Origin of the sequence: Synechococcus sp. MIT S1220, assembly GCF_047303025.1 — a bacterium.
GTDB lineage: Bacteria > Cyanobacteriota > Cyanobacteriia > PCC-6307 > Cyanobiaceae > Parasynechococcus.
This window is the reverse complement of record NZ_CP138939.1, coordinates 981,005-1,003,792: the sequence shown is the minus strand read 5'-3', so window position 1 is coordinate 1,003,792 and position 22,788 is coordinate 981,005. Positions and strand designations below refer to the sequence as shown.

Annotated in this window: 26 protein-coding genes and 1 tRNA gene; 17 read left to right on the top strand and 10 right to left on the bottom strand. The window is 58.8% G+C overall.

Annotation, left to right across the window (positions count from 1 at the left end):
- The first annotated feature begins 26 nt into the window (after positions 1 to 26).
- The 8 genes from rpsK to prfA all read left to right on the top strand — a co-directional run bounded on the left by rpsK (position 27) and on the right by prfA (position 5,125).
- Positions 27 to 419, top strand: coding sequence for a 30S ribosomal protein S11 (gene rpsK, locus SIB64_RS04685; RefSeq protein ID WP_413442136.1), 393 nt, complete (start codon positions 27 to 29; stop codon positions 417 to 419).
- Between the two features lie 45 nt (positions 420 to 464).
- Positions 465 to 1,403, top strand: a complete 939-nt coding sequence (locus SIB64_RS04680) for a DNA-directed RNA polymerase subunit alpha (protein WP_413442135.1) — start codon at positions 465 to 467, stop codon at positions 1,401 to 1,403.
- A gap of 56 nt (positions 1,404 to 1,459) precedes the next feature.
- Complete coding sequence (rplQ, locus tag SIB64_RS04675; RefSeq protein ID WP_413442134.1) at positions 1,460 to 1,810, top strand: 50S ribosomal protein L17; 351 nt, start codon at positions 1,460 to 1,462, stop codon at positions 1,808 to 1,810.
- A 37-nt stretch (positions 1,811 to 1,847) separates the two neighbouring features.
- Positions 1,848 to 2,750: a tRNA pseudouridine(38-40) synthase TruA gene (gene truA / locus SIB64_RS04670; protein WP_413442133.1), complete on the top strand. Its 903-nt coding sequence runs from the start codon at positions 1,848 to 1,850 to the stop codon at positions 2,748 to 2,750.
- Positions 2,751 to 2,881: 131 nt separating this feature from the next.
- Positions 2,882 to 3,334 carry a 50S ribosomal protein L13 gene (gene rplM, locus SIB64_RS04665; RefSeq protein WP_413442132.1) on the top strand — a complete coding sequence of 151 codons (453 nt, stop codon included), beginning with the start codon at positions 2,882 to 2,884 and terminating at the stop codon, positions 3,332 to 3,334.
- Positions 3,331 to 3,732 (top strand): 30S ribosomal protein S9, encoded by a 402-nt coding sequence (gene rpsI / locus SIB64_RS04660; RefSeq protein WP_413442131.1) that lies wholly within the window; start codon positions 3,331 to 3,333, stop codon positions 3,730 to 3,732. The genes rplM and rpsI overlap by 4 nt, the downstream gene beginning before the upstream one ends.
- Positions 3,733 to 3,742: 10 nt before the next feature.
- Positions 3,743 to 4,012: a 50S ribosomal protein L31 gene (gene rpmE, locus SIB64_RS04655; RefSeq protein ID WP_413442130.1), complete on the top strand. Its 270-nt coding sequence runs from the start codon at positions 3,743 to 3,745 to the stop codon at positions 4,010 to 4,012.
- A gap of 15 nt (positions 4,013 to 4,027) precedes the next feature.
- On the top strand, positions 4,028 to 5,125 hold the full coding sequence (prfA, locus tag SIB64_RS04650; RefSeq protein ID WP_413442129.1) for a peptide chain release factor 1: 1,098 nt from the start codon (positions 4,028 to 4,030) through the stop codon (positions 5,123 to 5,125).
- 1 nt (position 5,126) lies between these two features.
- Here prfA and SIB64_RS04645 read toward each other — a convergent pair whose 3' ends face one another.
- Positions 5,127 to 5,642 carry an HNH endonuclease gene (locus SIB64_RS04645; protein WP_413442128.1) on the bottom strand — a complete coding sequence of 172 codons (516 nt, stop codon included), beginning with the start codon at positions 5,640 to 5,642 and terminating at the stop codon, positions 5,127 to 5,129.
- A gap of 74 nt (positions 5,643 to 5,716) precedes the next feature.
- Between SIB64_RS04645 and alr the strand changes: the two genes are divergently transcribed.
- On the top strand, positions 5,717 to 6,901 hold the full coding sequence (gene alr / locus SIB64_RS04640) for an alanine racemase (protein ID WP_413442127.1): 1,185 nt from the start codon (positions 5,717 to 5,719) through the stop codon (positions 6,899 to 6,901).
- Between the two features lie 36 nt (positions 6,902 to 6,937).
- Positions 6,938 to 7,026, top strand: a tRNA-Ser gene (locus tag SIB64_RS04635).
- Positions 7,027 to 7,048: 22 nt separating this feature from the next.
- Here SIB64_RS04635 and SIB64_RS04630 read toward each other — a convergent pair.
- Positions 7,049 to 7,954, bottom strand: coding sequence for a serine hydrolase (locus SIB64_RS04630; protein WP_413442875.1), 906 nt, complete (start codon positions 7,952 to 7,954; stop codon positions 7,049 to 7,051).
- A 17-nt stretch (positions 7,955 to 7,971) separates the two neighbouring features.
- On the opposite strand from SIB64_RS04630, the gene SIB64_RS04625 reads away from it, so the two are divergent.
- Positions 7,972 to 8,700, top strand: a complete 729-nt coding sequence (locus tag SIB64_RS04625) for an NlpC/P60 family protein (protein ID WP_413442126.1) — start codon at positions 7,972 to 7,974, stop codon at positions 8,698 to 8,700.
- An 8-nt stretch (positions 8,701 to 8,708) separates the two neighbouring features.
- On the opposite strand, the gene SIB64_RS04620 is transcribed toward SIB64_RS04625, so the two are convergent.
- A complete protein-coding gene (locus SIB64_RS04620; protein WP_413442125.1) occupies positions 8,709 to 9,008 on the bottom strand; it encodes a hypothetical protein in 300 nt (99 codons plus the stop codon).
- Between the two features lie 136 nt (positions 9,009 to 9,144).
- Between SIB64_RS04620 and SIB64_RS04615 the strand changes: the two genes are divergently transcribed.
- A complete protein-coding gene (locus SIB64_RS04615; RefSeq protein WP_413442124.1) occupies positions 9,145 to 10,125 on the top strand; it encodes a glycosyltransferase family 2 protein in 981 nt (326 codons plus the stop codon).
- Here the strand turns inward: SIB64_RS04615 and SIB64_RS04610 are convergent.
- Positions 10,074 to 10,541, bottom strand: coding sequence for a HEAT repeat domain-containing protein (locus SIB64_RS04610; protein ID WP_413442123.1), 468 nt, complete (start codon positions 10,539 to 10,541; stop codon positions 10,074 to 10,076). The two genes, SIB64_RS04615 and SIB64_RS04610, sit on opposite strands and share 52 nt — an antisense overlap.
- Positions 10,542 to 10,631: 90 nt before the next feature.
- Here SIB64_RS04610 and SIB64_RS04605 point away from each other — a divergent pair, with 90 nt between their 5' ends.
- The 3 genes from SIB64_RS04605 (at position 10,632) to SIB64_RS04595 (ending at position 14,523) form a co-directional block, all read left to right on the top strand.
- Positions 10,632 to 10,748 (top strand): photosystem I reaction center subunit VIII, encoded by a 117-nt coding sequence (locus SIB64_RS04605; RefSeq protein WP_006851672.1) that lies wholly within the window; start codon positions 10,632 to 10,634, stop codon positions 10,746 to 10,748.
- On the top strand, positions 10,738 to 11,283 hold the full coding sequence (locus tag SIB64_RS04600; RefSeq protein WP_413442874.1) for a photosystem I reaction center protein subunit XI: 546 nt from the start codon (positions 10,738 to 10,740) through the stop codon (positions 11,281 to 11,283). The genes SIB64_RS04605 and SIB64_RS04600 overlap by 11 nt, the downstream gene beginning before the upstream one ends.
- 120 nt (positions 11,284 to 11,403) lie before the next feature.
- Positions 11,404 to 14,523 carry an efflux RND transporter permease subunit gene (locus SIB64_RS04595; protein ID WP_413442122.1) on the top strand — a complete coding sequence of 1,040 codons (3,120 nt, stop codon included), beginning with the start codon at positions 11,404 to 11,406 and terminating at the stop codon, positions 14,521 to 14,523.
- 16 nt (positions 14,524 to 14,539) lie between these two features.
- Here the strand turns inward: SIB64_RS04595 and SIB64_RS04590 are convergent, their stop codons facing one another.
- From SIB64_RS04590 to SIB64_RS04580, 3 genes are read right to left on the bottom strand one after another with little or no spacing between them, the layout of a single operon-like run.
- A complete protein-coding gene (locus SIB64_RS04590) occupies positions 14,540 to 14,896 on the bottom strand; it encodes a hypothetical protein (RefSeq protein WP_413442121.1) in 357 nt (118 codons plus the stop codon).
- A gap of 39 nt (positions 14,897 to 14,935) precedes the next feature.
- Positions 14,936 to 15,148 carry a hypothetical protein gene (locus SIB64_RS04585; RefSeq protein ID WP_413442120.1) on the bottom strand — a complete coding sequence of 71 codons (213 nt, stop codon included), beginning with the start codon at positions 15,146 to 15,148 and terminating at the stop codon, positions 14,936 to 14,938.
- Positions 15,149 to 15,155: 7 nt separating this feature from the next.
- Positions 15,156 to 15,548: a DUF3598 family protein gene (locus SIB64_RS04580; protein WP_413442119.1), complete on the bottom strand. Its 393-nt coding sequence runs from the start codon at positions 15,546 to 15,548 to the stop codon at positions 15,156 to 15,158.
- 146 nt (positions 15,549 to 15,694) lie between these two features.
- Between SIB64_RS04580 and SIB64_RS04575 the strand changes: the two genes are divergently transcribed.
- Positions 15,695 to 15,934, top strand: a complete 240-nt coding sequence (locus SIB64_RS04575) for a hypothetical protein (RefSeq protein ID WP_413442118.1) — start codon at positions 15,695 to 15,697, stop codon at positions 15,932 to 15,934.
- On the opposite strand, the gene SIB64_RS04570 is transcribed toward SIB64_RS04575, so the two are convergent.
- The 3 genes from SIB64_RS04570 to psaA all read right to left on the bottom strand — a co-directional run bounded on the left by SIB64_RS04570 (position 15,931) and on the right by psaA (position 20,951).
- Positions 15,931 to 16,104, bottom strand: a complete 174-nt coding sequence (locus SIB64_RS04570; RefSeq protein ID WP_413442117.1) for a hypothetical protein — start codon at positions 16,102 to 16,104, stop codon at positions 15,931 to 15,933. The genes SIB64_RS04575 and SIB64_RS04570 overlap by 4 nt on opposite strands.
- A 307-nt stretch (positions 16,105 to 16,411) precedes the next feature.
- Entirely contained in the window at positions 16,412 to 18,625 is a 2,214-nt protein-coding gene (gene psaB / locus SIB64_RS04565) for a photosystem I core protein PsaB (protein ID WP_413442116.1), read from the bottom strand.
- 22 nt (positions 18,626 to 18,647) lie between these two features.
- The gene (gene psaA / locus SIB64_RS04560; protein WP_413442115.1) at positions 18,648 to 20,951 is read right to left on the bottom strand and encodes a photosystem I core protein PsaA; all 2,304 of its coding nucleotides are present in this window, start codon (positions 20,949 to 20,951) and stop codon (positions 18,648 to 18,650) included.
- A 402-nt stretch (positions 20,952 to 21,353) separates the two neighbouring features.
- Between psaA and SIB64_RS04555 the strand changes: the two genes are divergently transcribed.
- The gene (locus SIB64_RS04555) at positions 21,354 to 22,787 is read left to right on the top strand and encodes a hypothetical protein (protein WP_413442114.1); all 1,434 of its coding nucleotides are present in this window, start codon (positions 21,354 to 21,356) and stop codon (positions 22,785 to 22,787) included.
- The last annotated feature ends 1 nt before the right edge of the window (position 22,788 follow it).

Here is a 22,788-nt window from a genome sequence, read left to right as displayed (position 1 = left end):
CCTCCTTACCCGAGCATTTCCGGCCCATGGCCAAACCAGCCAAGAAATCAGGTCCCAAGAAGGCCAAGCGCAACGTCCCCAATGGCGTCGCCCACATTCAGAGCACCTTCAACAACACGATCGTTTCGATCACCGATACATCCGGCGAGGTCATCTCCTGGTCCTCGGCCGGTGCCAGCGGGTTCAAAGGAGCTCGTAAAGGCACTCCCTTTGCCGCCCAAACCGCAGCTGAAGCGGCAGCACGTCGCGCCCTCGAGCAAGGCATGCGCCAAATCGAAGTGTTGGTCCGGGGTCCGGGGTCGGGCCGAGAAACCGCCATCCGCGCGCTTCAGGTCGCTGGCCTGGAAATCACGCTGATCCGCGACGTCACTCCCCTCCCCCACAACGGTTGTCGTCGGCCCAAGCGCCGCCGCGTCTGAGCCGCTCTCCTCTTTCGGTTCCCGCTCCCTATCCCGCATCAGACCGTGCTGCAGTACCAGATCGATCGCATCGAGCATCAGGTGTCCGAGGACCGCTCCCAGAGTGGTGTGTTCCTGATTGGCCCCCTCGAGCGTGGCCAGGCCACAACACTCGGTAATGCACTGCGTCGCGTCCTGATGGGTGGACTCGAGGGCAGTGCCGTGACTGCGATCAGGATCGCAGGTGTCAACCACGAATACGCCACCATCCCAGGCGTTCGAGAGGATGTTCTCGACATCCTGCTCAACTGCAAACAGCTTTCCGTCAACAGCCGATCCAATGATCTGGAGATCGGGCGCCTCGTCGTTGCGGGTCCGGCTGAAGTGAAGGCACGTGATCTGCAGTTCTCATCCCAAGTTCAGGTGGTCGACGGCGATCGAACCATCGCGACCGTTGCCGACGGTCACAGCCTTGAACTCGAAGTCCATGTCGAGCGTGGCGTTGGCTATCGCCCTGTTGACCGGAACAATGAAGATCTGACGGCCATCGATCTCCTACAGATCGATGCGGTTTTCATGCCTGTGCGTCGCGTCAATTTCAATATCGACGAAACAGCGGTCGCTGAAGGTGGCTCCGCACGAGAGCGGCTGCGGATGGAGATCGTGACCGATGGCTCCATCACTCCCGACGACGCTCTCGCCCAGACCGCCAATCAGTTAATTGAACTGTTTCAACCCCTGGCGACCGTTACCCTCGTCGAAGAACCCGGCGTCGAACCCGAACCGTCCACTGAGGCACAAATCCCTCTGGAAGAACTGAACCTTTCGGTTCGCGCTTACAACTGCCTGAAGCGTGCTCAGGTCAATTCCGTTTCGGATCTGATGGGCTTCAGCTACGAGGATCTTCTCGAGATCAAGAATTTCGGATCGAAATCTGCTGATGAAGTGATCGAAGCTCTTGAGCGCATCGGCATTTCGATCCCCCAGAGCCGCACCACGGCCTGACGGCCTTCCTTCCGAACCCTCCCAAGCCCTGATCCTTCTCCGATTCCGAACGAACCATGCGTCACCAATGCCGAGTACCACAGCTGGGTCGACCCGCCGATCAGCGGAAGGCCATGCTCCGTGCTCTCACCACCCAGCTGATTCGTGAAGGTCGTGTGACGACCACCAAAGCACGTGCCAAGGCTCTCCGCGACGAAGCGGAACGGATGATCACCCTGGCCAAAGACGGAAGCCTCTCATCCAGACGCAGGGCCCTGGGATACATCTACGACAAACAACTGGTGCACGCCCTGTTTGATAAGGCACCTGATCGCTATGGCGACCGTCGTGGCGGCTACACGCGCATCACCCGCACGGTGCGTCGCCGTGGTGATAACGCTGAGATGGCCATTATCGAATTGGTCTGACGCCTTTCTCCTCGGCACTCGCCTCCCAACCTGACGGTTGATCCACCATCCCTCGTCTGCTGAATCTGAGAACGCATCCCTTGAGAGGATCGCGCTCAGCCTGCAGTACGAGGGAACCTCTTTTTGCGGCTGGCAGCGACAACGCAACGGTCGAAGCGTGCAAGGGGTTCTGGAAGAAGCCATTGGCGCCCTTGACCCAACAAGACCGATCCAGACGTTTGCAGCCGGTCGAACCGATTCAGGGGTGCATGCCGCTGCACAGGTGGTGCACTTCGATGCTTCCGACCGGATTCCAGCCACCAAATGGGCGATGGCCCTGAATGGGCGTCTACCGCCCACCATTCGTGTGCGCGAATCAGTCAGGCGGCCAAGGACATGGCATGCCTGTTACGACGCTGTCTATCGGCGTTACCGCTACACGATTCACAACGGCCGACGACCCAACCTCTTCCTATCCGCCTGGACCTGGCATCGCTATCACGTGCGCCTGAACGAAACGCGCATGAGAACCGCGCTGCAAGGGTTGGTCGGCCAGCATGATTTCAGCGCCTTCATGCGCGCCGGAAGCCGCCGCGCCCACGCTCGTACCACTGTTCAGGAGGTGCATCTGGAGCGCCGTGGGGACCTTGTCATCGTTGAGATCCAGGCGAGCGGATTTCTCTATGGCATGGTTCGGCTGCTGATGGCGCAGCTGGTGTCCGTTGGGGAACAGCGACTAAGCACGGATCAGTTCGAGCTGCGATGGCGGCAGCGCCGACGCAGTGAAGTGAGGGAAGCGGCTCCTGCCCGGGGGCTCTGCTTTCTGAGAGCTGGATATGGCGAGGACATCTTCAGCAGGAGCGGCTGGTACGATTGCCAACCGTGGTTTTTTCTGGCTGAGAGTGATCCACCTCCGGATCCTCCGCCTCTGCCGGAATCGACCGGACCAGATCTCCGGTGATCCCCCATTCATGACGAAGGGGATTCGTCGAAGAGTAAGCTCGATTCTTGAGCTTTTGTCAGATCCAGAACGGAACTGACGTCCTGCCCAGCCCCTTAAAAGGGGTATTTCCGAACCGGCCTGCCGGCGAGATGAACAAGACCTCCATTCCCCCCATTGATTCGATCGATCGCCAGTGGTACCTGGTCGATGCTGAGAATCAGACTCTTGGCCGCCTCGCCACCGAGGTCGCAGCCGTTTTGCGCGGCAAAAACAATCCAAGCTTCACCCCACACCTCGACACAGGTGATTTTGTAGTGGTGGTGAATGCCGAAAAAATCAAGGTGAGTGGCCGCAAACCGCAGCAAAAGCTCTACCGCCGCCACTCCGGCCGCCCAGGCGGTATGAAAGTGGAAACCTTCGAGGCCCTGCAGGAGCGCATTCCCGAACGAATCGTTGAAAAGGCGATTAAGGGAATGCTTCCTCACAACGCGCTCGGCCGCCAGATGTTCCGCAAGCTCAAGGTCTACAAGGGCAGCGACCATCCCCATGCCGCCCAGAAGCCTCAGCCCCTTCAGCTCAATCCATCAGCCTCCGCCCAATGACCAGCAATTCCGTCGTCTACTGGGGAACCGGTCGCCGCAAAACATCAGTCGCTCGTGTGCGCCTTGTACCGGGCAACGGCACGATCACCATCAACGGTCGCCCTGGTGACAACTACCTGAACTACAACCCCGCTTACATCGCAGCGGTCAAGGCTCCCCTTGAGACCCTCGGACTAACCACCGAATACGACGTTCTTGTCAACGTGAGCGGGGGCGGTCTGACCGGTCAAGCCGGTGCCATCAAACAGGGGGCTGCTCGAGCGCTTTGTGAATTGTCCGTGGACAACCGCAAACCGCTCAAGTCAGAAGGTCACCTGAGCCGTGACCCCCGGGCGAAGGAACGTCGTAAGTACGGTCTCAAAAAAGCCCGTAAGGCTCCGCAGTTCTCCAAGCGCTGATTCGTTTCCGATGCCCAAACCCGACATCCATCCCACCTGGTATCCCGACGCCAAGGTGATCTGCAACGGAGAAGTGGTGATGACCACAGGCTCCACCCAGCCCGAAATCCACGTTGACGTCTGGAGTGGGAACCACCCCTTCTTCACCGGCACTCAGAAGATTCTCGACACCGAAGGACGGGTGGATCGTTTCATGCGCAAATACGGTATGGGCAGCAAAAAAGCTGGTGCAGACAACCCCAAAGCTGACGCCGAATCCAAGGCGGAAGCCAACTCCTGAGGTTGAGTCCGGGGCATGGACGCCTCGACCCTCGTTACGCGGCTGGAAACAGCCACAGCCAGCTTCCGAAGTCTTGAGCGGCAGCTGGCTGATCCCGACGTCGCTTTAGATCCCAAGCGTCTCGAATCGATCGCCCGGGAGCGGTCGCGCCTCGAGCCGCTTGTGCTCGATTTTGAAGCGTTGCAAGCCGTCGAACAGGAACAGGAGCAAGCCCGCCAACTGCTGAAAGACAGCCGTGGCGATCAGGCCATGGAGGCTCTGGCGCAAGAGGAACTGGAATCCTTGGCCGAACAACACACCAAGCTGGTGGAGCGGCTGACCCTGGCACTGCTGCCGCGCGATCCCCGTGACGACCGCAGTGTGATGCTCGAGATCCGTGCGGGTGCTGGAGGCGATGAAGCATGCCTCTGGGCCGGCGATCTGGCGCGCATGTACGACCGCTACAGCCAGAAAACCGGCTGGACCGTGCGACCCGTTAGCGCGACCGAGGCCGATCTTGGGGGATTCCGTGAATTGATCCTCTCGGTGAAAGGAGACGGAGTGTTCAGTCAGTTGAAATTTGAAGCGGGTGTCCACCGGGTTCAGCGGGTTCCGGCCACCGAATCGCAGGGCCGGGTCCATACATCAACAGCCACGGTCGCTGTTATGCCAGAAGCGGATGCAGTCGAAGTGCAACTGGATCCCAAGGACCTTGAGATCAGCACGGCTAGATCCGGTGGTGCAGGCGGTCAGAACGTGAACAAGGTTGAAACGGCGGTGGATCTTCTCCACAAGCCCACCGGCATCCGTGTCTTTTGCACACAGGAACGCTCGCAGCTCCAGAACAGGGAGCGGGCTCTTGAAATCTTGCGGGCCAAATTGCTTGAAATGGAGATGACCGCAGCCGCAGAACAGGAAAGCAGCGACCGCCGCGCGCAGGTTGGGAGTGGAGACCGCAGCGAAAAAATCCGGACTTACAACTACAAGGACAACCGGACCACCGATCACCGACTCGGACGGAATTTCTCTCTGGAACCGGTCCTGGACGGCCAGCTTGAAGATCTCATTGGTGCCTGCATCGCTGAAGAGCAGAGGCAGAAACTCGAAGCACTCAGCGATCAGGACGAGAACTGAATCAGGTGTCTCCCGGTTGCACGCCGATCACATATTTGGCCCACTCCTGGTGGCGACCCGAATGGATCTGACGGGTCGCCTCGAAACTCAAACTGCTCAACGGGCGACGGGGCACCCGCGTCAATGGCATCCCTGCTTCCTTCGGAGTCCTGTTGCCCTTACGGACATTGCAGGCCAGACATGCCGTGGTCACGTTCTCCCAGGTGTCTTGCCCGCCACGGCTGCGGGGAATCACATGGTCGATCGAGAGCTGTTCCCCACTACAGCCGCAGTACTGACAACGCTGACCATCTCGGTGGAACACATTTCTCCTCGTCAGCGGCAGCTGGCGAAAGGGCACGTGCACGTACTGACGGAGTCGGATCACCGTGGGCAGGTGAGTACCACGACGTATCTGCCGGGTGGAATCCTGCTCAAGGCTTTCGGCCTTCCCCTTGATCATCATCACCATGGCGCGACGCCACGTGGTGATGTTCAGGGGTTCATATGACGCATTGAGAACGAGAACCTGGCCCATGCAAGCTCCCTGATTAAACGTCATGCTATCGAGAGCACACGGAATTTCTCGGTAATGCCGAGCACTCAAATCCGATGTCTGAGCTGAGCAGAGCTGCCGCGGACGGATTCAGGGATTTCAGTGCCGATGTTGATCCTTGCCAGCGGGCCTGGGTCGAAGTATCACCTCAGGCGATCGAGGCGAACGCTGCCGCTTTGTGCCGTCATCTGGCGGAACGAAGCTCACTGATGGCAGTTGTGAAAGCAGATGGATATGGCCATGGGGCTGTGACCGTTGCCCGTGCTGCCTTAAAGGGAGGGGCGACCTGTCTTGGCGTGGCAACCCTGCAGGAGGGAATCGAGCTTCGGCAGGCTGCTATCGAAGCACCGGTGCTTCTTCTGGGGAACCTGACACAGCCCGAGGAGCTTCGCAGTTGCCTGGATTGGGCCTTGATGCCCACGTTGAGCGGGATGCGCGAAGCGCTGCTTTGCCAGAACCTCGCAGATGGCACAGGCCGCCGCTTTCCGGTGCAGTTGAAGCTGGACACCGGCATGGCTCGACTGGGATGTAACTGGGAAGAAGGCCCCAGATTGGTGGATGCGATCCGCCAGCTTGAAAACCTCGAATTGCGTGGGGTCTACAGCCATCTGGCCTGCGCTGATGGAGACCTGAACGGCAACGATGCTGCGATCACCGCTCAGCAGAACCAACGGTTTCAGGACGTTCTCAACCATTTGCCTAGACGGGGCAGAGATCTCTGCCGCCATCTCGCTAACTCCGCCGGCACCCTGCTCGGCCACGATCTGCACTACGACATGGTGCGCGTCGGCTTGGCTCTGTACGGCCATGCCCCAGCCCAGCATCTCGAGGGCGTGATCCCCCTCCAGCCTGCCCTGACCGTCAAGGCTCGGGTGACCCTGATCCGTTCCATTCGTGCCGGCGTCGGCGCCAGTTATGGACACCGCTTCATCAGCGAACGTCCCACCCGTCTGGCGGTGGTTGGAATCGGCTATGCCGACGGTGTGGTGCGCTCCCTCAGTGGGAAAATTCACGCTTTGCACCGTGGCAAAGCACTCCCCCAGGTGGGAGCGATCACCATGGATCAGCTGCTGCTCGATGCCAGCGAAGCGCCTGAGCTGGACACCGGCAGCAGCGTGACACTGCTCGGCTGCGATGGGGAGAGCCAGATCAGTCCGCAGGACTGGAGTTCACGCTGTGACTCCATCCCATGGGAAATCCTCTGCGGTTTCAAACAGCGACTACCGCGCGTTGAAATCTGACGTTCGACCTGCTCTTGGTAAACTTGGAGCGCCGCTGGAGAGGTGGCTGAGTGGTTGAAAGCGGCTCCCTGCTAAGGAGTTACAGGAGGCAACTTCTGTCGAGGGTTCGAATCCCTCCCTCTCCGTTTTCCGAATTAAACGCTGAATTCAGTCGCTCTCAGCGACCGAGTATTCGCTTAAAGCTCTCGCCAAATCAGGTAGAAGTGTTTCATCCTGGGAGCGATCACGGCCCCAGCTGAACACCACCATCTGCATCGGCGGCTGATCGTCCAATTGCCACCAGGCAGCATCGTGGCGTGCCTGGCTCATCCAACCTGCCTTGCTCCAGAGGCGCACTCCACCGGGCAGACCCGCACCAAGAAAGCCATCCACCTGATTCTCGGGATCCGCCTTGCGTTGATCAGGATCCAACGGGCGTCCCAACAGCTCCTGCAACCGACGGCAGGCGGGGGGCGACACCACGGCACCGGTCATCACGGCCTCGAGCATGCGCGCAGTCGCTGATGTCGACAGGGCGTTGCGATTGCTGTTGTCGGCACCATAAAAAAGCTTTTCACGGCCATATGGACCATCTCCCCAGGTCTTCTGGCAGCAGTTCACAGATGCGAGTTCCGGCCAGTCCAGGCTCGAAAGCCAGTCGTTGATCAGCCTTCGCTGGCGCTGCCAGTGCTGCCATCGTTCATCATGCAGTTCAGGGCCACTGCTGGTGCCAGTCAACAGATCCACCACCAAACCGGTAGCGTCGTTGCTTGAGTCGGCGATCATGTCGCGCATCGCCCGGCGGAGCTCTTCGCTGTCAGGCAGGAGATCCCTCTGCAGCCAACGCTCGACAGCAACGGCGAAGAACAACTTCACCACACTGGCGGGGTAGGTCAAGCGCGCTTCGTTCCAGCCGGTCCCCATCCCCTGACCTGCCAAGGGCTGGGTGCTCTCATAACGAATCCATGTCAGCGCCAGGCTGTTGCGCAAACCAGGCCGGCCCTCGGAATCCAACGCATCCAGGACCGACTCCAGACGGGACGCCATCGCCTGATCGGGGCGGTAAAAAACCAAAGCGACAGCAATCGGCCATGGCGACCCTAGGAACACCCCTCGCCGATCAACTGCTACAACCTGGCAGTCTCTGGCTCTTGGGCAGAGACGTGAATGGCTACGCCAGGGTCAGTGGTCCGGGCCTGGCCACCCAGGCTCATCGGGGCAGACGCTTTCTTCTTTTGAATGGCACAGATCGTCGTCTACACGTCCAACTCCTGGAGGATGGATACCGCTGCTGGCTGGAGCGAGAGGATGTGATCGACCAGGCCGTCAGCTGCTCACCCTGGCGTCCAGAACAACTGAGCGAGAGCACGATCACTGATCGACTGCCCGATGTTCTGGGCTGGAGCGAAGCCACCGAAACAATGCCGAATGTTTACGTTTGGGGGGGGACTCTCCGCCCGAACCTGGATTGTTCAGGGCTGATGCAGCTGGCGTTTGCAAGCCAGGGAATCTGGATCCCAAGAGACGCCTATCAACAGGAACAGTTCTGCAGCCCGGTTGCCGTCCGTCCAGATGACACGCAGCTGTTGCGCCCCGGAGATCTTCTCTTCTTCGGATCACCCAGGCGGTGCACCCATGTCGGATTGCACCTGGGAGGTGGCGTCTACAGACACAGCTCCGGCCGAGACCATGGAAGGAACGGCATCGGGATCGACAGCATCAACAGCACGGACGATCACCCCGTGGCATCCCACTACCGCAGCGAGCTGCGCGGCGCAGGCCGCGTGGTGCGATGCCATGACGGCACCCATCTCGCTTGAGGCATGCGCTAACGGTTCCTTTTGAAGCGCTCCGATGTGTGGGATAGGTAGACCTCAGGTCCGCTCATGGCGTTTTGTCCGGGGCGTGGCACATCCGGTAACTCCAAGCGGGCCTGACGCCCTTGCAGCGCCGCCTGGAGGGACTCGATCATCTGACTGTTGCCGGAATTCTGGATCGCTGTCAGTGCGTTCTTAAGCCGGCGTCCCCGGGTGAGTTCCGGAGCTTCGACCTCTGAGGAATCTGAGGAGGTCGTCAAGCCAACAGCACGAACGGAATCCAGCTGGCGGGCCAAGGCGTCCCAGAGCATGGGCACGAGCGGGCATCGGCGATTGCATCCATCCCTAACCCAGCACGCCTACGCGCGTCTTCCATCTGTTCATGGGCGCAGGACATTGTTGGAAACAAGGCCCGTTTAGGTTTCTGGCCAACCACAAAGCGGCCTGATGACCTCCCAGCTGGATCGCCTCGATCTATCCGTGGTGGTGCCGCTCTACAACGAAGAAGAAAGTCTTCCCCACCTGGTCGATCAGCTCCTCACTGCCCTGCGCCCCAGTGGAGAACGGTTTGAACTGGTGCTGGTCAATGACGGCTCGAGCGACGGCACGGCAACGGTGCTCGAACAGCTCAGCGGAACCGTGCCGGAACTCGTGGCGGTCTTACTGCGCAAAAACTACGGCCAGACCGCAGCGATGGCAGCTGGTTTTGATGCAGCCAGCGGTGACGTCATTGTCAGCCTGGATGGTGACCTGCAGAACGACCCCGCCGACATCCCGATGCTGCTGCAGAAGCTTCGGGAGGGCTACGACCTGGTGAGCGGTTGGCGCCACCAGCGGCAGGACGCCGCCATTCAGCGCAAGCTGCCCTCCCGTCTCGCAAACCGGTTAATTGGCCGTGTCACCGGCGTCCGTCTTCATGATTACGGCTGTTCATTGAAGGCCTATCGACGGGAAGTGCTGACCGATATGCGGCTCTACGGAGAACTGCATCGTTTCCTGCCGGCCCTGGCCTTCATCGAAGGAGCTCGGATCACCGAAGTGAAGGTGAATCACAGGGCGCGGCAGTTCGGAAGCAGCAAATACGGAATCGACCGCACATTCCGCGTGCTGATGGACCTTCTGACGGTCTGGTTCATGAAGCGTTTCCTGACGCGTCCGATGTACGTCTTCGGCTTCGGTGGGCTGATCGCCATTGCCGCCAGCCTTCTGGCCAGCACCTATCTGCTGGTGATCAAGCTAATGGGACAGAACATCGCCAATCGGCCCCTGCTCACCCTGGCCGTTGTTCTTGGACTGGCTGGGATCCAGCTGTTCTGTTTCGGCCTGCTTGGCGAACTGCTCATCCGCACGTATCACGAAAGCCAGAACCGGCCGATCTATCGCATCCGCGCCACATTGCGCGGTGGACGGGCCGATGGGGCCGGCTGAATTGCTCTGACAGAGCGAAGCGATTCGATAGCTGCAGCAGACTCAATCACCACACGGCTATCGGAGTCTCGAAGTCCCCGACGCAACACAGGCAGAGCCTGCGCCCCACCCCAGAGAGCAGCCATCCGGACAGCCTCGAGCCTCTGATCCGGCCCCTGATCCATGCACAACCGCAACTTGTTTTGCAGCATGCATCTCTCCCGCGCCGTTGCCGGGGGTTGCCAGGTGACCGGTTCAGGGGAGTCCTGCGGGTCAGACGCCGTCGACGTCTCGATCACCAGCTCCAGTTGGGCACGGTTGAGTTCAGCAACATCCGAAACATCAGTGCTGCGCAGCAAAGGCCTCGTCGGTCGACGCCAAATCAGGAGGCCCGCTCCAAGAGCGATGGCAACAACGGGCAGGAGAACGTTCTGCATCTGGGTTGAACTTTTATGTCGCCGTGTCGGCTCTGAAGAAGCCGTCAGATGGAGGATCCCTACAGTAACGGCGAAGCTTTTGGCCTCGACATGACTGGAGATTTCGCTGCTGCTTGGCTGCCCGCGATTTTTGTTCCCATCACAGGAATCGTCTTTCCTGCAGTGTTCATCGTTCTGGTTGGTCGAGTGATCACCGCTGCCGAGTGACCGCAGGCTGCGGATCTCCACAAACCATCAGCATTTCCAGAACATGACCGTCACTCCCGTTTCCGATCCCTGCGTCGGCAACCTGGCCACTCCGGTGAACAGCGGATACTTCATCAAGGGTTTGATCAACAATCTGCCCCTGTACCGCCCCGGCGTTTCACCAAATTTCCGAGGCCTTGAAACCGGTGCAGCCTTCGGCTATCTCCTGTTCGGCCCCTTCACCATCTGCGGCCCCCTTCGGAACACCGAATACCAGCAAACAGCTGGTCTGCTGGCTGCGATCGGTGCCATTCATATCCTCAGCCTGCTCTTCCTGCTTTACAACCAGCCTGGGAAGCAGCCGAACATTCCCCCGTCGGATGCGACCGTTGCGAATCCTCCGGCTGATTTGTTCACCCGAACGGGATGGGCAGATTTCACCAGTGGCTTCTGGCTTGGTGGCTGCGGCGGAGCTGTTTTTGCATGGTTCCTCTGCAACACCGTGCACGTCCAAGAACTGTTCAAAATCGCAGCTGGGGTCTGGAGCGTCGGCTGAAGCTGAACTCATCAGTCCCAACTGACTCCACTCGAATCGGATCAACCCCTGGACGACGAAACTCGTCATCCAGGGGTTTTCTGCTGCCAAGATTCCGCAGCATGTTGAAAGCTCTCACCGGTGCGGTCGCTCTCTCAACCGTTTCTGCGCCGACCGGTGTTCACGATTGTGTGCAGCCTGCTGATTGTGCTGGCGGGGCTGATCGCCCTGCTCGGACTTGGCCTTGAGGACCTCCCCCCGCTCGCTCCGACGCGCGTGAGCGTGCGGGCTGTCTTTCCTGCTGCCTCACCGGAAGTGGTGGAGCAGAGCGTGACCACCGTTCTTGAGCAACAACTGAACGGCCTGGAAGGGGTCGACAGCATTTCGTCCACCAGTCGACAGGGGGGCACGAGCATCAGCCTGCGCTTCAGCGAAGGAGACCCCGAACTGAATGCGATCAAGGTGCAGAACGAGGTGAATCTGGCGACGCGGCGCCTGCCTCCATCGGTCTCGCGCCAAGGGCTGCAGGTGAATCGCTCCTCCGAGGATCTGCTCATGATCTTCGGATTCAGTCATCCCGAAGGGATGTACGAGCCGACCTATCTGAGGGGCTGGCTGGATCAGACCCTGCGGGACTCGCTGCTGAGCGTGCCAGGGGTGGGGAGGGTGATCATTTTTGGCGGAGATGATCTGGCCTTCCGTTTGTGGCTGGATGCCGAACGCCTGGAACAAGCCAATCTCACGATCGGTGATGTGACCAGAGCCCTGGCTGAACAGAATGTTCTGGCAGCAATCGGCAACCTTGGCGCTGCACCAGCCCCTGCAGGGCAGCTGATCAGCCTTCCCGTGGAAGCGGAAGGCCGGCTCCGCAGTGCGCAGGACTTCAACAACCTTGTGCTCCGTCGCCTGAACGATGGGGGAACCCTGCGACTGCGAGACGTGGGTCGGGCCGAACTGGGTCAGAAGCGCTACGGCCTCACAGGCATGAACTTGCAGGGTGAGCGCTCGATGGCCATCGGTGTGTACCAACGGGATGGAGCCAATGCGCTCGAGGTGAGCCGCCAGGTCAGAGAACAGCTGGACAGCCTCGAACCAAGCTTTCCTCCCGGGCTGGAGATGCAGCTGATCACCGACGTGGCCGACACGGTGCAGGCCAATCTGGACCGCACCTTTTCAACTCTGCGGGACGCGGTGCTGCTGGTGCTCGTCGTCCTGGTGCTGATGTTGGGGAGATGGCGGCTGGCGATGATTCCCGGCATCGCCGTTCCAGTGGCCCTGATCGGCAGCCTGATGGTGGTCCGCTTCAGCGGTTCACAACTCAACAGCCTGATCCTGTTCGGATTGGTGTTGGCCACTGGGATTGTTGTAGACGATGCCATCGTGGTGAGCGAAGACATCGCCGGGCGAATCGAACGGGGTGACCGCCCCCAGGATGCGGCGGAAGATGCCATGGCCGAACTGGCCAGTGCGGTGGTGGCCACCTCTCTGGTTTTGGCAGCAGTCTTTCTGCCCGTGCTCCTGATCCCAGGGTCCATCGGTCGCCTGTATCAACCGATCGCCCTTGCCATCAGCGGGGCGATTCTTTTTTCCACGATCAACGCGCTGTCATTCACTCCAATGGCCTGCGCTCGGGTGCTTGGACCGGGGGGAGGCTCCTTACCGCAACCACTCCGACGGTTCAGTGATCAGCTCCGCAGAGGGATGCGCTTCCTGCAGAGCCGCTATGAACGCGTCCTGGTTCCATGCCTGAAGCAGGGACGTTTGGTGGTGGTGGTGCTGCTGTTGGGCCTGCTGGTCACGGGCATCGGCTTGTCCACCATGCCAACAGCATTCATCCCGAATGAAGATCAGGGGCAAATCCGGGGGTACTTCAGCCTTCCGGAAGGTGCTGGACTTGAGCGCACTACTGCGGTGATGAAACGGATTCAATCCGTTGTCGCCGAGGAGCCCCTGGTTCGCTCAGGGAATTTTTATGCAGGCTTCTCCTTTGGCCAGGTGGGTGAAGACAAAGGGGCGTTCTTCCTCAGGTTGAGGCCCATGAACCAGCGGCGCGCTGCCGATCAGAGCAGTGAAGCCGTGAAACGGCGCTTGAATCAGGCCTTGCGGGCAAACATCAACACCGCGCGGGTGGTGGTCACGACCCCTCCAACAGTTCGCGGCTTCAGCAGCGAGGCCGGACTGTCGATGCAATTGCTGGATCGCAGTGGTGGGCGCCTGAACCTCAAGGACTTTGAAGCGGTCTCGAAGCGCTTCATCAGCACAGCCATGGCCAGCGGTGGATTCGAACGGGTCAGCACCCGATTTGATGCCAGTTCTCCCCGCTGGCGCCTGGAGCTGGACCGCAGCCAGATGGCCGCTCTGAATCTCAACTACGCGGAGACTTTGCGCGACATCGGCACCGCCATTGGTGGTCGCTACATCGATGACACCTATGAAGGAGGAAGGATCCGCACGATCTATCTGCAACTTGAGGGCCGAGGACGGGCCACCCCGGACGATCTGCTGACCATGACGGTACGTAGCCGGGATGGGAACTTGATCCCTCTCTCCAATGTGGCCAGTCTGGTTCGCGAGGAGGGCGCCAACGCCATTCCACACTTCGATCTGAAGCGATCGATCTCGATCACTGCGATCCCTAAACCGGCAGTGAGCACCGGCCAGGCGATCCAGCTGCTGGAGCGGGCTGGGGAGACTGTTGGTGGAAACAACATCACGCTTGCCTTCACTGGGCTCGCCCTGGAAGAACAGAAAGCAGCTGAGTCGAGCTGGGTCCTGTTCGGCCTCGGCGTCGTGGTTGTTTACCTGCTCCTTGCAGGGTTGTATGAAAGTTTTCTCGATCCTTTAATCATCCTGCTCACGGTGCCAATCGCACTGATGGGCGCTTTAATCGGCCTCAAATTAAGGGGATTACCGCTCGATGTTTACGGCCAGATGGGACTGCTCGTACTGGTCAGCCTCGCTGCAAAGAACGGCATTCTGATTGTTGAATTTGCCAACCAACGTCTGAAGGAGGGGGTGTCCTTCGAAACTGCGATCGTGAGTGCCGCTGTCAATCGAATGCGACCAATCTTGCTGACAGCAGTGACCTCACTGGCAGGCTTTCTTCCTCTCCTGCTGGCAGTCGGAACGGGTTCCGCCAGCAGAATCAGCATTGGCACAGTGGTTTTTAGCGGGCTGCTGGTGTCATCACTGCTCTCCCTGTTTGTGGTGCCAACGGTCTATTTCGTCCTGAAGGGTGGGAGGACGAGGGTGGCTCGATGATCCTCAAGCAAGGTGATCAGAAACGATGGCTCGTGCCCGGATCTTCCCAGAAGACCTTCAGCGTGAGCACAGGAGTAATGAAGCGAATCCCACCCTCATGGTTGCTGCGCTCATAAGTCATCCCCTGCTTGGCGGAAGGGAACTGAAACTCCAGAGGAGAACGGTTGCTCGGATACATCACCACGTAGGCATTGCCCTGGAACTGACTGAACTGACAACGGGCTGCCTGGTTCGTTTGTTTGATAACGGACGATTTCACATTCAGATGACAAAACACTTTGCGTGTGTCGGCCTTTCCGGGGTCCAACAAACTGAGTGATGTGAGCACGAAAGCTGTGACAAGCGAGGGAAAGGCTTTCAAGACAACCGTCATACAAAGGACGAAGGGGTTCTTTAGCTAGCGCCGCAATGCTCAACGCACCACCCGATGAAGCACCCTCTGACGCATGATCGCCGATCCGCCTCCGCTGTCGTATCGCCGCTGCAGAACCACCTCTGAGGAAAAAGCTCCGCATGGTCGACTCACCGCAACCTCCTCTCCCTGCCAGGCCCCGACAAGATCAGTCACACACAGTGCAGGTTGATGCACAGCAGTGGAGCCAGCACGGATTTCCCGGATTAACACCGCATTGTCAAATCGACCGGAAGCATCCCAAGTGAGCACAAGACCGATGGCGGCGATCCTGGAAAAGACAGCAGAATTCCGAGATCACTCGGGACCAGGGCGCCACCTGGAACGTGCCGCGACTGAAACTCCCTGTTGGGAAAAATGTCAGCGCATCATCCGGTTGATAGAAGCACTGATTGATCTGGCGAACAGGTTCCCCTTGGAAAGGATCTTGGTGCTGAGGGGGATTGTCCGGCCAGAACAGCAAGCGAAGATTGATCGGGACCCCAGCCTCTGCCGGTTCAAGGCTGAGAACGGACGGTTGTCGCTTCTTAAGTTGAAGTTCACTGTCGAATGTGTCGAAACTTCCCCTCGATTCGCCGACATTGCGCACTAACAAACTCCATTGATCCAGCATCGCTCGCCAGCGACGACGGGATGTTAGGCAGAAAGCAGACCGACAGGGTTGGTACGAAAATTACTTGTTTTGGAATGGCACCCGCGGCATGCACCCGAAGGTTGCTTGATTGGCTAAGGAAGGAGCGGTCCAACCGATATTGATTCATGAGTTTCGTTCCCGACAAAGTCATAGATGGTCTGGACGATATCCAAGATGGCGTCAACAATATCTTGGACGATGTCATCCATGACATTGATATTGATATTGATATTGATATTGACTTGGATGATTACAGACCAAGCAGCATCCAAAAACAACTTGGCAAAGCTGCAGATACGATTGCTCGATGGTTGGCGGCAAAGGGAAAGACTATGTCTACCTTGACGGGGTCGGAACAGCCTTAATCAAGGACTCTCGTACAAAAGGCAAGGACATTATCCTTGTGGGCGGATAGAGCAAAGGTGATATCAAGGTCACCAAAAGCAATGGCAACACGTTCATCAAGACCAACAAAGGCAACCACACTCTCGCCAAGATAGTGGGGGTTAAAAAAGTAAGCAAAAACGATCTGCAATATTCAGGCGGCAACAACAACAAATCCCTCGTTGTTGGTATCGGTCATGCCCATCACCGGTCCACTGAACCATCCGCCCAGGACGATGTGAATGAACTGTTCCCGGTGGTGTCTGTTTTTTAAGCGATCCAGCCGACCTGAAACTGTGCAACGGACCGATTAGGCCCGTTTTTTCTGGTTTACCACCTGCGAATCACAGAACCCACAGAACCACCGAAAAAGCACTCAAAGACATAAAAAAACCCGCCCAATCACTGGGCGGGATAAGTGAACGACTCGTGAATCAGACCAGTGGGTCAGATATGAATCAACCGAACTTGCCTGATGTCGACGCGATCAGGAAGGCCGCATAGGTGAGGACATAGCCAACGGAGAAGTGGGCTAGTCCGACAACACGGGCTTGAACGATCGAGAGAGCAACAGGCTTATCACGCCAACCCATCATGTTCGCGATGGGGCTGCGCTGGTGGGCCCAGACGATGGTCTCAATCAGCTCCTGCCAATATCCCCTCCAGGAGATCAGGAACATGAATCCGGTGGCCCACACCAGGTGACCGAACAGGAACATCCAGGACCAGACGGCCAGGTTATTACTGCCGAACGGGTTGTATCCGTTGATCAACTGAGAGGAGTTGAGCCAGAGGTAATCGCGGAACCAGCCCATCAGATAGGTGCTGGATTCGTTGAATTGGGCCACGTTGCCGGACCAGATCGCCAGGTGCTTCCAGTGCCAGTAGAAGGTCAACCAACCCACGGTGTTCAGAGCCCAGAAGACAGCCAGATAGAAAGCGTCCCAGGCAGAGATATCGCAGGTGCCGCCACGGCCAGGGCCGTCGCAGGGGAAGGAATAACCAAAGTCCTTCTTGTCGGGCATCAACTTGGAACCGCGGGCATCCAGGGCACCCTTCACCAGGATGAGGGTGGTGGTGTGCAGACCGAGAGCGATGGCATGGTGAACCAGGAAGTCGCCTGGGCCGATCGGCAGGAACACGTCCGTGTTGCCATTGATGGCATCCAACCAGTAGTGGTCACCAGGGATGTTCTGGGAGGCCAGGCTGGCGGAACTTTGTGCATTCGAGAGCAACACATCGAAGCCGTAGATCGCCTTGCCTGATGCAGCTTGGACGAACTGGGCAAAGACGGGTTCCACCAGAATCTGCTTTTCAGGAGTGCCGAAGGCAACGACCACATCGTTGTGGACGTAGAGGCCGAGGGTGTGGAAACCCAGGAAAAGAGAGACCCAGCTCAAGTGGCTGATGATCGCTTCCTTGTGCTCGAGCATCCGAGCAAGGACGTTGTCCTTGTTGGCCTCGGGGTCGTAGTCACGGATGAAGAAGATCGCGCCGTGAGCGAAGGCACCGCACATCAGGGCGATGGCGATGTACTGGTGGTGGGTGTACAGAGCTGCCTGCGTTGTGTAGTCCTTCGCAATGAAGGCATACGAGGGCATCGAGTACATGTGCTGCGCCACCAAGCTGGTGACAACGCCGAGGGAAGCCAAGGCGAGGCCGAGCTGGAAGTGCAGGCTGTTGTTGATGGTGTCGTAGAGACCTTTGTGGCCAGCTCCGAGGTCACCTGGGGTGCCCTTGGGTGGGTTATGGGTCTCGAGGATCTCCTTGATGGAGTGACCGATACCGAAATTGGTCCGGTACATATGGCCTGCGATCACGAAGAGGCAACCGATGGCCAGATGATGGTGCGCAATGTCCGTCAGCCAGAGCGCTTCACTCTGGGGATGGAAACCACCAAGGAAGGTGAGAATAGCAGTGCCGGCTCCTTCGGAGCTACCAAAGACCTGATTCAGAGAATCGGGGTTTTCGGCGTAGACACCCCAGTTACCCGTGAAGAAGGGTCCCAGACCTGCGGGGTGGGGAAGCACGTTCAGGAAGTTGTCCCAGCCGACGTGCTGTCCGCGAGCTTCAGGGATAGCGACGTGAACCAGATGACCGGTCCAGGCGATTGAGCTGAAGCCGAACAGAACGGCGAGGTGGTGGTTCAGACGTGATTCAGCGTTCTTGAACCAAGCCAGGGAGGGACGGAACTTGGGCTGCAGGTGCAACCAGCCGGCAAATAGAGCCCAGGCCGACAGGATCATCATGAAGATGGAACCCTGATAGAGCTCAGCGTTGGAGCGCATGCCGATCGTGTACCACCAGTGGTACAAACCGGAATACGCAATGTTCACCGGTGAAGACGCTCCCGCCTGAGTGAAAGCGTCGATGGCACCCTGACCGAAGTGAGGGTCCCAAATTGCGTGTGCGATAGGGCGCACGTGCAGAGGGTCGGCGACCCACTGCTCGAAGTTGCCCTGCCAGGCGATGTGGAACAGGTTGCCCGAAACCCACAGGCCGATGATCGCAAGGTGACCGAAATGAGTGGAGAAGAGCTTCTGATAGAGGCGCTCCTCCGTCATTCCGTCATGGCTCTCGAAGTCGTGAGCCGTGGCGATCCCGTACCAAATGCGGCGGGTTGTCGGGTCCTGGGCCAGACCCTGGCTGAACGAAGGAAATTTCGTTGCCATTAGAGGGAAAGGTCAGGTGAAGTCAGCCGACCACAAGAATGTGGGCGTGGAAGAAGGCCCACGTGGTCGCAATTCCGCCCAGAAGGTAATGGGCGACACCCACGGCACGGCCTTGGATGATGGAAAGCGCACGGGGCTGGATGGCAGGAGCCACCTTCAGCTTGTTGTGAGCCCAGACGATGGACTCGATCAGCTCCTGCCAGTAGCCACGGCCGCTGAACAGGAACATCAGGCTGAATGCCCAGACGAAGTGGGCTCCGAGGAACATCAGGCCATAGGCACTGGTGTTCGAGCCATAGCTGTTGATCACCTGAACGGCCTGAGCCCACAGGAAGTCACGCAGCCAGCCATTAATGGTGATGGCGCTCTGGGCGAAGTTGCCATTGGTGATATGCGCGACGGAACCATCGGCATTCACGGTCCCCCAGATGTCACTTTGCATCTTCCAGGAGAAGTGGAAGATCACAACGGACAGGGAGTTGTACATCCAGAACAGACCCAGGAACACGTGGTCCCAGGCAGACACCTGGCAGGTGCCACCACGGCCGGGGCCGTCGCAGGAGAAGCGGAAGCCCAGGTTGGCTTTATCTGGAATCAGGCGGGAGCTGCGGGCGTAGAGCACACCCTTCAGCAGGATCAACACCGTCACGTGAATCGTGAAGGCGTGGATGTGGTGCACCATGAAGTCGGCCGTGCCGAGCGGCATGGGCGCAGCGGCGACCTTGCCACCAACGGCCACAACAGAGCCGTTGAACACTTCGCTCACGCCGGCAAGGGCGTTCGGAGCGGTGCTGCCGGCTGCTGCTGCGTGGGCGTTCTGGATCCACTGGGCGAAGATCGGCTGAATCGAAATCGCCGAGTCACTAAACATGTCCTGGGGACGGCCCAGGGCACGCATGGTGTCGTTGTGGATATACAGGCCGAAGCTGTGGGCTCCGAGCCAGATGCACACCCAGTTCAGGTGGCTGATGATCGCGTCGCGCGCCTTGAGCACCCGATCCAGCACGTTGTCGATGTGCTTGGCGGGGTCATAGTCGCGGACCATGGCGATCGCCGCGTGAGCGGCGCCACCGACGATCAGGAATCCACCGATCCACATGTGGTGGGTGAACAGACCGATCTGTGTCGGGTAATCGATGGCGATGTACGCATACGGAGGCATGGCGTACATGTGCTGAGCCACGATGATGCTCAGCGAGCCGAGCATCGCCAGGTTCAGGCCCAGCTGGGCGTGCCAGGAGGTCGTCAGGAATTCATAGAGACCGTCATGACCGTTGGGAGCCGGGAACAGCAGGGGATCACCCTTCTGACCTTCGTGGATCTCCTTGATGGAGTGACCGATGCCCCAGTTCGTGCGGTACATGTGACCGGCAACGATGAACAGGACGGCGATCGCCACATGGTGATGTGCGATATCGGTCATCCAGAGACTGCCCGTGACAGGATTCAGCCCACCTTTGAAGGTGAGGAAGTCGCTGTAAGCAGCCCAGTTGCCTGAGAAGAAGGCTCCGATCCCCGCACCGATGCCGGGATAAAGCTGTGCCAGCAGGTCCTGGTTAAAGAACTCGTGCGGCAGGGGGATGTCCGCCACGGTGGCGATGGTTTTTCCATCGAGCACCAGCGGTTGGCCGGCGTCGATCGCATCCATCAGCTTGCTAACTGGAGCGGATACGTGGATGAGGTGGCCAGCCCAGGACAGTGAACCGAGACCCAGCAGACCTGCCAGGTGGTGATTCAGCATCGACTCAACGTTCTGGAACCACTCCAGCTTCGGAGCTGCCTTGTGGTAATGGAAAACACCAGCGTTGAGCATCAGGCCGGCCATCACAAGCGCACCGATGGCCAGAGCCATGAGCTGGGTTTCGCTGGTGATGCCCCATCCACGCCAGACGTGGAAAAGGCCTGAAGTGATCTGAATGCCTTGGAAGCCGGCACCCATATCCCCATTGAGGATTTCCTGGCCGAAGATCGGCCACACCACCTGAGCACTGGGCTTCACGTGGGTGGGATCGGCGAGCCAACCGGAATAATTGGAGAAGCGAGCGCCGTGGAAGAAGGCACCGCTGAGCCAAATGAAAATGACGGCCAGATGGCCGAAGTGTGCGGAGAAGATCCGCCGAGAAACCTCTTGGAGGTCACTCGTATGAGCGTCAAAGTCGTGAGCGTTGGCGTGGAGGTTCCAAACCCAGGTTGTGGTTTTGGGACCCTTGGCGAGGGCTCGGTCGAAGTGTCCGGGCTTTCCGAACAGCTCGAAGGTCGCTGGATTGTCGACCTTCTCGACCTGGCTCTTCGCACTGTTCCCACGCTCTGGTGGGCTGATGGTCATCGAGTCGTTCCTCGAGGGACGGGATCGAGGTGGTGGGCCACCCCTCCGGCGGGCCGAAACCCGACGGGGCCCCGGCGCATAGGGCCAAAAGGCCTGACTTGCCGGGCAACAACTTGCGTTCGAGGGAAACCCCTTTCCGCGAGCTGGAGCTTTGGGCCCCGAAAAGGGGACCTCTCGCGAAAGCATAGAGGCGGAGGATGACCTTCTTCGCCCCCGAGTTACAAAGGTTCAATCCGATCGATGGCCAGTCACAGCCTGCGGTCTGCAGAAGGCTGGTCCTCAACTGAAAACATTGATTCAGGAGTTTTTACTAATACCTTTAACTCAAAATATTTGTTCTGAATGAGAACAATTGGATAGGGGAGGGTCGCTGTCCAGAATGGGGGAATTCGCCGGAATGTCATGGCCCGGGTGGGAGCAAGGCCAATGCTCGGAGGGCTATTAGCCCTTGTCATCCTCTTCACTCCCCTGGCATCCCTCCAGGCCACAGAGTTGGCCTGGCTTCGCTGGCCAGGCCAAGAGAGCCGCTCAATTTCTTCGAAACGCTCACCCAAAAACCGACTGCAAGAAGTTCCTCCACCTGACGCCGTCCAGGACATTCAGAAACGTCTCGAGAAGAGACACCCCACGCTTCGGCTCGTGTCGCCAGCGGATGATGCGCTCCTCACAACGGATCACATTCATCTGATTCTTCAGGTCGAGGACTGGCCACTGTTCAACCTGCCCGACATCGACACCCCCGATAGCGACGAGCCAGACATCAACAAAGCGAACCGAGAGATCGGCCCCCATGTGGCAGTTCAAATCGACGACCGCCCTCCCGTGCTGGTGAAGTCTCTGGATGACGGGAACGTCCATCTCGATGTCGAGGATCTCCAACCTGGAAGCCATCGCTTCAGTGCCTGGGCTGCCTATCCCTGGGGTGAAGCGGTGAAACGTCCTGGGGCAGCAATCAACTGGCGTCTCCATCTCTGGGACAAACTGATCGGCACGCAGCCTGGCCGCCATGAACCCTGGCTGGTACCGATCGCTCCAACGGCGTGGCACCGCGGCGACCCCCTGCTTCTCGATTGGCTGATCTGGAATGCACCCCTGCAGAACCTGCGCGCAGATGACCAACGCTGGACCCTTCGACTGAGCGTGAATGGTCAGAGCATCCGCCTGAACCAACAGGAGTCGATCTGGCTCAAGGGAGCAACGGATTCCGATCAGCTCACAGTCCAGATGGAATTGCTTGACGCCCTTGGAGAGCCGATCACACCCGTGTTCAACAATCGTCTCTTGCATGTGCCAGCGCCCCCGGGCGATCGTCCCGCCTGGTTGAAGGGCAGCCTGAGTGACAACGCTTTGGCACACCTCAGCGGTGAACCTCTGAACAAGGCACTCAAAACCGAGACCGGGTATGGGGCCGAGGTTGTGGATTCAGACCAATCTCAAATCGATGTCTCCACCACTCTCGATGCGGCCCCTTCCGATAGAGATACTTCAGATAAAGATGCTTTGGATGAAGCTGCACCGGAGCTAGCCGCTTCCAATGCAGCGGGGAACGATGCAGCGGTTGCTAGCGATTCAGACACAGCCATCTCGGAGGAGGAGATCTCCAGCTCGTCTGTTCTCCCTGATAAAGACCCGCAGGGTGTCTTGGTACCCCCTGACCCCGCCATTGATCAGGGCATCGATCAAAACCATGCTTCGGAGACTGATCCAAGGAATGCTGCTGCAAATCCCAACACGGATCAGAACGAGGAGCCACAGGCCGAGCCCTCCCCGACATCGATGAACGAACCGGGATCCAGCCTGGGAAGATCAGAGGAAGAGCTGAGAGAGCCGAGCTGAC

What these genes read in the sequence shown, in the direction of transcription:
- rpsK (WP_413442136.1), top strand. Translation starts at nt 27, where the DNA reads ATGGCCAAACCAGCCAAGAAATCAGGTCCCAAGAAGGCCAAGCGCAAC.
- rplQ (WP_413442134.1), top strand. Translation starts at nt 1,460, where the DNA reads ATGCGTCACCAATGCCGAGTACCACAGCTGGGTCGACCCGCCGATCAG.
- rplM (WP_413442132.1), top strand. Translation starts at nt 2,882, where the DNA reads ATGAACAAGACCTCCATTCCCCCCATTGATTCGATCGATCGCCAGTGG.
- rpsI (WP_413442131.1), top strand. Translation starts at nt 3,331, where the DNA reads ATGACCAGCAATTCCGTCGTCTACTGGGGAACCGGTCGCCGCAAAACA.
- rpmE (WP_413442130.1), top strand. Translation starts at nt 3,743, where the DNA reads ATGCCCAAACCCGACATCCATCCCACCTGGTATCCCGACGCCAAGGTG.
- prfA (WP_413442129.1), top strand. Translation starts at nt 4,028, where the DNA reads ATGGACGCCTCGACCCTCGTTACGCGGCTGGAAACAGCCACAGCCAGC.
- SIB64_RS04645 (WP_413442128.1), bottom strand. Translation starts at nt 5,642, where the DNA reads ATGGGCCAGGTTCTCGTTCTCAATGCGTCATATGAACCCCTGAACATC.
- alr (WP_413442127.1), top strand. Translation starts at nt 5,717, where the DNA reads ATGTCTGAGCTGAGCAGAGCTGCCGCGGACGGATTCAGGGATTTCAGT.
- SIB64_RS04625 (WP_413442126.1), top strand. Translation starts at nt 7,972, where the DNA reads ATGGCGACCCTAGGAACACCCCTCGCCGATCAACTGCTACAACCTGGC.
- SIB64_RS04620 (WP_413442125.1), bottom strand. Translation starts at nt 9,008, where the DNA reads ATGCTCTGGGACGCCTTGGCCCGCCAGCTGGATTCCGTTCGTGCTGTT.
- SIB64_RS04615 (WP_413442124.1), top strand. Translation starts at nt 9,145, where the DNA reads ATGACCTCCCAGCTGGATCGCCTCGATCTATCCGTGGTGGTGCCGCTC.
- SIB64_RS04610 (WP_413442123.1), bottom strand. Translation starts at nt 10,541, where the DNA reads ATGCAGAACGTTCTCCTGCCCGTTGTTGCCATCGCTCTTGGAGCGGGC.
- SIB64_RS04605 (WP_006851672.1), top strand. Translation starts at nt 10,632, where the DNA reads ATGACTGGAGATTTCGCTGCTGCTTGGCTGCCCGCGATTTTTGTTCCC.
- SIB64_RS04590 (WP_413442121.1), bottom strand. Translation starts at nt 14,896, where the DNA reads ATGACGGTTGTCTTGAAAGCCTTTCCCTCGCTTGTCACAGCTTTCGTG.
- SIB64_RS04580 (WP_413442119.1), bottom strand. Translation starts at nt 15,548, where the DNA reads ATGCTGGATCAATGGAGTTTGTTAGTGCGCAATGTCGGCGAATCGAGG.
- SIB64_RS04575 (WP_413442118.1), top strand. Translation starts at nt 15,695, where the DNA reads ATGAGTTTCGTTCCCGACAAAGTCATAGATGGTCTGGACGATATCCAA.
- psaB (WP_413442116.1), bottom strand. Translation starts at nt 18,625, where the DNA reads ATGGCAACGAAATTTCCTTCGTTCAGCCAGGGTCTGGCCCAGGACCCG.
- psaA (WP_413442115.1), bottom strand. Translation starts at nt 20,951, where the DNA reads ATGACCATCAGCCCACCAGAGCGTGGGAACAGTGCGAAGAGCCAGGTC.
- SIB64_RS04555 (WP_413442114.1), top strand. Translation starts at nt 21,354, where the DNA reads ATGGCCCGGGTGGGAGCAAGGCCAATGCTCGGAGGGCTATTAGCCCTT.